Source organism: Acinetobacter pragensis, from assembly GCF_001605895.1.
GTDB lineage: Bacteria > Pseudomonadota > Gammaproteobacteria > Pseudomonadales > Moraxellaceae > Acinetobacter > Acinetobacter pragensis.
Window position 1 is genome coordinate 1 of the sequence record NZ_LUAW01000054.1, and the last position, 5,741, is coordinate 5,741.

Below are 5,741 nucleotides of genomic sequence, written 5' to 3' on the forward strand. Positions count from 1 at the left end.
CTGTTATCTGCTAACAAATGCTTCAAAAATCTTAGGTAAAGCTGAATTTAAACATAGAAGACATTAATTTGAATATCGCCTGTGATGGAGGCGACTGGGTAATCCTCCCATGCTTGCTTTTTGGCTGTGCATACCATTCAGACCGATGATGATATCCGCAGTATTTTAAGAGCGCGTGCAGATACGGTATATCACCCTGTCGGCAGCTGTAAAATGGGGATAGATGACATGTCTGTGGTTGATCCGGAACTGAAGGTATATGGCATCGGCCATTTGCGGGTAATAGATGCCTCTATCATGCCGGCTGTCGTCAATGGCAATACCAATGCGCCGGTGGTGATGATTGCTGAAAAAGCGGCAGATATGATCCGGCAAAGCCGAATTTATAAAGATGTGGCTTAATCTGATAAGAAATTGTACTGACAGCATATTAAAATTCATCTATTTTTCAAAGATAAAGTGAATAAAGGAAAAATATATGACCATGGAACAGCAGCCAATGCCAGAAAATAATAGCGGCTTAGAACAGCTTTTTGAGCAGCAAAAGCAGGCGTTTAAAGCGTGCAGTTTTCCAAGCTATGAACAGCGAAAACAGCATTTGCAGGCGCTTTATCAAATGCTGATAGACCATCAGGATGAGATTTCGGCAGCCATTAGCCGTGATTTTTCCAACCGCAGTACAGATGAAACCCGTTTGTTTGAAATTATGACCAGCCTGAATGGCATCAAGCACAGCTTAAAGCATCTGAAAAAATGGATGAAGCCCAGCAAGCGGGAAGTGGGCATTTTATTTCAGCCAGCCAAGGCCTATGTGCTTTATCAGCCTGTAGGGGTTGTCGGCGTGATTGCGCCCTGGAACTATCCGTTATTCTTAGCGGTAGGGCCTTTAGCCCAAGCTCTGGCTGCCGGCAATAATGTCATGCTGAAAATGAGTGAATATACACCTGAATTTTCTACGCTCTTCCAAAAGTTAATCGCTGATAAATTTGAAGAATGCCATGTCACTGTCATTACAGGCGATGCACAAAAGGCGCAGCAATTTACTCAATTGCCCTTTGATCACTTATTATTTACGGGTGCGACAGCCATCGCGCAGCATGTGCTTCATGCGGCAGCCGAGCATTTAACGCCAGTCACGTTAGAGCTGGGCGGGAAATCTCCATCGATTGTCGCGAAAGATGCCGACTTAAAAGAAAGCGCCCGCCGTATTGCATTTGGAAAAGCCATGAATGCTGGGCAGACTTGTGTGGCTCCAGATTATGTATTGGTGCACCGCAGTCAGCAGGATGCTTTTATTCAAGCGTATTTTGAGGCGATTCAGCAATTTTACCCAGACAGTATTGCTGATAACCCAGACTATACGGCAATCGTTTCTGAGCGTCAGTTTGAGCGTCTGCAGCACTATTTGACCGATGCACAGGCAAAAGGCGCTCAGCTTATTCAAGAACATGCAAAGGCAGATGGGCGCCGTATGCCGCATGCGGTTGTGACGAATGTGAATGATGAAATGGCATTGATGCAAAATGAGATCTTCGGCCCGATTATGCCGATGGTGTGCTATGACCATATAGACGAAGCAATTGTCTATATCAGTGACAGAGAGCGCCCGCTGGCATTGTACTATTTTGGCTATAACAAAGCGGAACAGCAGAAGGTGCTACATGAAACGCACAGCGGAGGCGTATGCCTGAATGAAACCCTGATGACAGCCGGCATGGAAGATATGCCTTTTGGCGGTATTGGCGCTTCGGGCATGGGCCACTATCATGGGCATGAAGGCTTTAAAACTTTCAGTCATGCTAAATCAGTGTTTGTACGTCCAAAATTCAGTTTAATGAAGTTGATTTACCCGCCATATGGAACATTCATTCAGAAGCTTATTTATCGTTTGTTTATCCGCTAAATAAACTTCAAATGGTGTGCAGCGAAGCATAAAAAAAGCGCTCAATGGAGCGCTTTTTTTATGGATTGGCGATTAACCGATTTTTTTAAATAAAAAGTCGTTAATTTTGTGTCCTGCTTCTAAGCCGCGGCGTTCGAATTTTGTTTGCGGACGCCAGTCTGGCCGCGGATAGCTGTTGCCTTTACCGGCAGAATTTTCTAGATTTGGACGGTTGTCCAGTACGTCCAGCATCCACTCAGCATACGGTTCCCAGTCCGTCGCAGCATGGAACGTACCGCCGAGTTCCAGTTTTTGTTCCACGAGCGGCATACGGTCATGTGACACGAAGCGGCGTTTGAAGTGGCGTTTTTTCTGCCAAGGGTCAGGGAAGTATAATTGGACTGTGTTAATGCTGTTGTCTGGCATTTCACGCAAAACCTGAATGGCGTCTGCATCTAAAACACGAAGGTTTTCCAGTTCAGACATGCCGGCTTCAAAAACGCATTGCGCAATACCCGGCACATGCACTTCAATGCCGACAAAGTTGCGTTCTGGGTTCGCTTTTGCCATTAGAACCAATGAACGGCCCATGCCAAAGCCAATTTCGACGGTCAAGGGACGTTCAGGATGCTCAAAATGCTGACGTAAATCGCCAACAGGATATTCCAAAATTAGGTGACCATATTTTTCAAGCGCAGTACGTTGAGATGTGTTCAGCGGAGTTGAGCGGCGCATAAACGTCACAATTTCACGCTGTTCGCTTAAATTGTCCAGCTCTACGACTTGCTGGTCTAATTGATCGTTCGACATAACTTTGGCAAATCTAAAAAATTCAGAATGCGGTATTTTAAGTCCTGAGCTGAACAAGTCAAATTTTTTGCGCTGAATTTATGCTGGCTGTAACTAAAATTTCACGCCTTAGCTTTAGATGAAGCCATTGCATCAATACAGAATAAAGAAGTTGAAAGAAAAGCCTGTGCAGAATTCATGCATTGAATTCAATACAGGCGATTCAGCATTCTGGTAAAACCGCATCTTTTGCCTTTTATGCCAACGGCAAACTTACTTGAATGGAGGTCTTGCCAGGCTGTGAATAAATTTGGAATTTTCCGCCTAACCGGGAGATGCGCGCCTGCATGCTGTGTAAACCTACATGCAATCCGGCTCTGACATTTTCTGAATCAAAGCCAATACCATTATCCTGAATATGCAAGACCAGTTCATGAGTGGCCGGCTCAGTCAAAACAATGCTGACTTCAGTTGCTGCGCTATGTTTAAGAATATTGGTCAGCGCTTCTTCTGCAACCCGGGTTAGTGCAAGGCATTGTGATGCGCTCGGAACTGTTTGCCATTGCTGGCTGAATTGCCATGTCGAACGGATATCCAATTCTTCAAATAACTGGATAAAACGGTGGCGTGTTGGCGCTCCCCATTCAATAGGGGTTTCAGGGACTTTGGTGCCGATGCTGGAACCTGTATCAATCACTTGGCGTAAATCGCTGCGCAGCAATTTTAAAATTGAGAGTACTTGAAGCTTATCGACCTGATTGTTTTGTTCCAGCATGATGATGGAGCGTACAATAGAGCCGCCTAAACCATCATGTAAATCGTGAGACAGGTGAATCCGTTCTTGCAGCCGGGCATTTTCAAGCGCGAGCTGATGCTGATGGCTAAGGGAAAGAGTCAATTCTTGCTTAGCCTGATGGACTTTTTCAGTCAATGTTTTGTTGAAGCGCTTAATTTGCTGAGTATGGCGTGCAAGACGCATTGCCAGTACACCTCCTAAAGCCATGGTGGTCAGTGGCCCTGTATATGGAGACCATGCCCGTCCTTCCATGGTCATCATAAAGTGCGCATCATGAATAGAAACGGGCAGGTAAATGAAATACAGCAAGGCCAGCAAATAAGTTTCAGGTGTTTTAGCTTTATAGGCCAAATATGGGTACGTGATGCACTTGGCGGCAAAAACTAAGACAAAAAAACCGAAAGAAATCTGAATAACTTGATTTAAATACTGTTCTGGCGAAAAAGCGGTGCATAGCGCCGCCACCGCTGCGATGCCCAGTAATGCTTTTTGAATGCGCGGAAATGGGTGATGTGCAAAGTACCATGCGCCGATACAGCCAAAAACTGCATAAAAACAAAAAATAATATTTTGCAGACGGTCTAGCTGTACGGTGTTTAACCATGGAATGGGTTCGGTATAAATGATGAGTGTACTGTACAGCACCCATGCTATGCCTGTGATTGCCAGCCATAAAAAAGCTTTTTCATTGCGGATTGCGATCCAAGCCAAAAAAAAGAACACAGCAACCACGAAATGAATCATGGTATTCAGTTCCAGAAGGGTGCTTTTTTCCAGCAGCCAGGTTTCAAAATCTTTAATGACATCGTCATAGCTGCCGGCTTTTAATTTACCGATACCGGATTTTTGCGTGATGGAACCATAGACTTGAATCCAAATCGTATTTTCGCCTTGATTTAAGCTGGAGGCGGGGATATTCCACATACGGGGCAAGTGCTGGCTGCGGGATGAATATTCGGGTGAAATAAAATCCTGCCAGAGTAAATCATTATTGATATACACCCGTCCGCTTTGGGTAATGCCCTCGATTGCCAGTGCAAGCGGCTGTTTTATCGCATGTTCAGGGCAATGATAATTAACGGAAATTTTATACCAAGCCATGCCATGGAAATCAGGCCACCGTTTTCCCCATTGATCAGGCAGTTTTTGAAGCTTTACCCAACCATGAGCGGGGGGCTGACTCTCCTGATTCAAATTGCCTTTTGCTGTTTCAATATTTTGTATTTTGATCTGGCACGCAGCTGGGTTAGCTGTATTACTCGGTACGGCTGCAGATGCAAATACAGAACTGAACATTCCTGAACATAAAATCAAGCAGGCCAAAATCGCCATGACAAAAGTGTAATGATTCAGCGGGCATGAATATTGGAAAAATCTCGGCTGCATTACACTCGCTTCCCCGTATTTTGTTTTAGAATTGAAAAAATTAAGCTTATTATCAGTCATTAATAAATGTGAATATTGAAATATTTCACTGATTCGATTGTAATTTTTTTGAGGAATAATATACAGATAAATTTTATGAACAGTTAAATATCAGCTTCATTCCAAGCTGATATTTTCACATGAACAATATTTCTGTTAGGTATTGATACGGTCAATCAAGGTGCTGCTGGCTTCGTTCAGGCCAATGACTTCAACAGGAATGCCTTGCGCCTCAAATTTTTGCACAACGGTTTTCAGCATATTGACTGAAGTGATATCCCAAATATGCGCATGCGTCAGATCGATGAACACTTTTCGAGTATTTTCTTTGAAATCGAAAAATTGAAAGAATTTATCTGAACTGCTGAAAAATATTTGCCCATAAATGGTGTAATGACGGACATTGCCAAGAAGCTTAGATTTTACCTTTACTTCGCTTTCCAATTTATTGATGATAAACAGGGCGGAAAGCAGAACACCAATTAAAACACCCAAGGCTAAATTATGGGTAGCCAGCACGCTGATCACAACAGCAATCATAACGGTGTTAAAGGAAGCCGGATGGTTGCGGAATTGCTTAACAGAACCCCATTGAAATGTCGTAAATGCAACCATGATCATAATGGCGACCAAGGCAGACATGGGTACATAAGCCAGCCAGTCTTTAAGAAAAACAACTAAACATAGCAAAAAAATGCCCGCCACTAATGTGGAGAGGCGGGDTCKGGGSCCCGAAGAGAAATAATKATGGGTTGGCCCAACAWTTCGCMGCCCCCCACKCCCCCCCCAAAACCCCCGCRMKAYYTTGGCGKAGSCTTYMYCCGCCCTCTTKWTKGAKRGGGMSMSSRS

At 44.2% G+C, this 5,741-nt stretch carries 3 protein-coding genes and 2 pseudogenes; 2 read left to right on the forward strand and 3 right to left on the reverse strand.

What is annotated here, in order from left to right; all coding sequences use genetic code 11:
• Positions 1-135 precede the first annotated feature (135 nt).
• Both AZH43_RS16295 and AZH43_RS16300 read left to right on the forward strand, forming a co-directional pair.
• Positions 136-402: pseudogene (locus AZH43_RS16295) on the forward strand (GMC oxidoreductase); the annotation flags it as partial.
• A 76-nt stretch (positions 403-478) separates the two neighbouring features.
• The gene (locus AZH43_RS16300; RefSeq protein WP_067671959.1) at positions 479-1,903 is read left to right on the forward strand and encodes a coniferyl aldehyde dehydrogenase; all 1,425 of its coding nucleotides are present in this window, start codon (positions 479-481) and stop codon (positions 1,901-1,903) included.
• A 72-nt stretch (positions 1,904-1,975) separates the two neighbouring features.
• Here the strand turns inward: AZH43_RS16300 and trmB are convergent, their stop codons facing one another.
• From trmB to AZH43_RS16315, 3 genes and pseudogenes are all read right to left on the reverse strand, one after another.
• Positions 1,976-2,692: a tRNA (guanosine(46)-N7)-methyltransferase TrmB gene (trmB, locus tag AZH43_RS16305; protein WP_067671962.1), complete on the reverse strand. Its 717-nt coding sequence runs from the start codon at positions 2,690-2,692 to the stop codon at positions 1,976-1,978.
• Between the two features lie 235 nt (positions 2,693-2,927).
• Positions 2,928-4,853, reverse strand: coding sequence for a sensor histidine kinase (locus AZH43_RS16310; RefSeq protein ID WP_227509836.1), 1,926 nt, complete (start codon positions 4,851-4,853; stop codon positions 2,928-2,930).
• A gap of 195 nt (positions 4,854-5,048) precedes the next feature.
• Positions 5,049-5,741, reverse strand: a pseudogene (locus AZH43_RS16315) (STAS domain-containing protein); the annotation flags it as partial.

Excerpts from the sequence above, each read along its gene's own strand:
- AZH43_RS16310 (WP_227509836.1), bottom strand. The coding sequence starts at position 4,853 with ATGCAGCCGAGATTTTTCCAATATTCATGCCCGCTGAATCATTACACT.
- AZH43_RS16300 (WP_067671959.1), top strand. The coding sequence starts at position 479 with ATGACCATGGAACAGCAGCCAATGCCAGAAAATAATAGCGGCTTAGAA.
- trmB (WP_067671962.1), bottom strand. The coding sequence starts at position 2,692 with ATGTCGAACGATCAATTAGACCAGCAAGTCGTAGAGCTGGACAATTTA.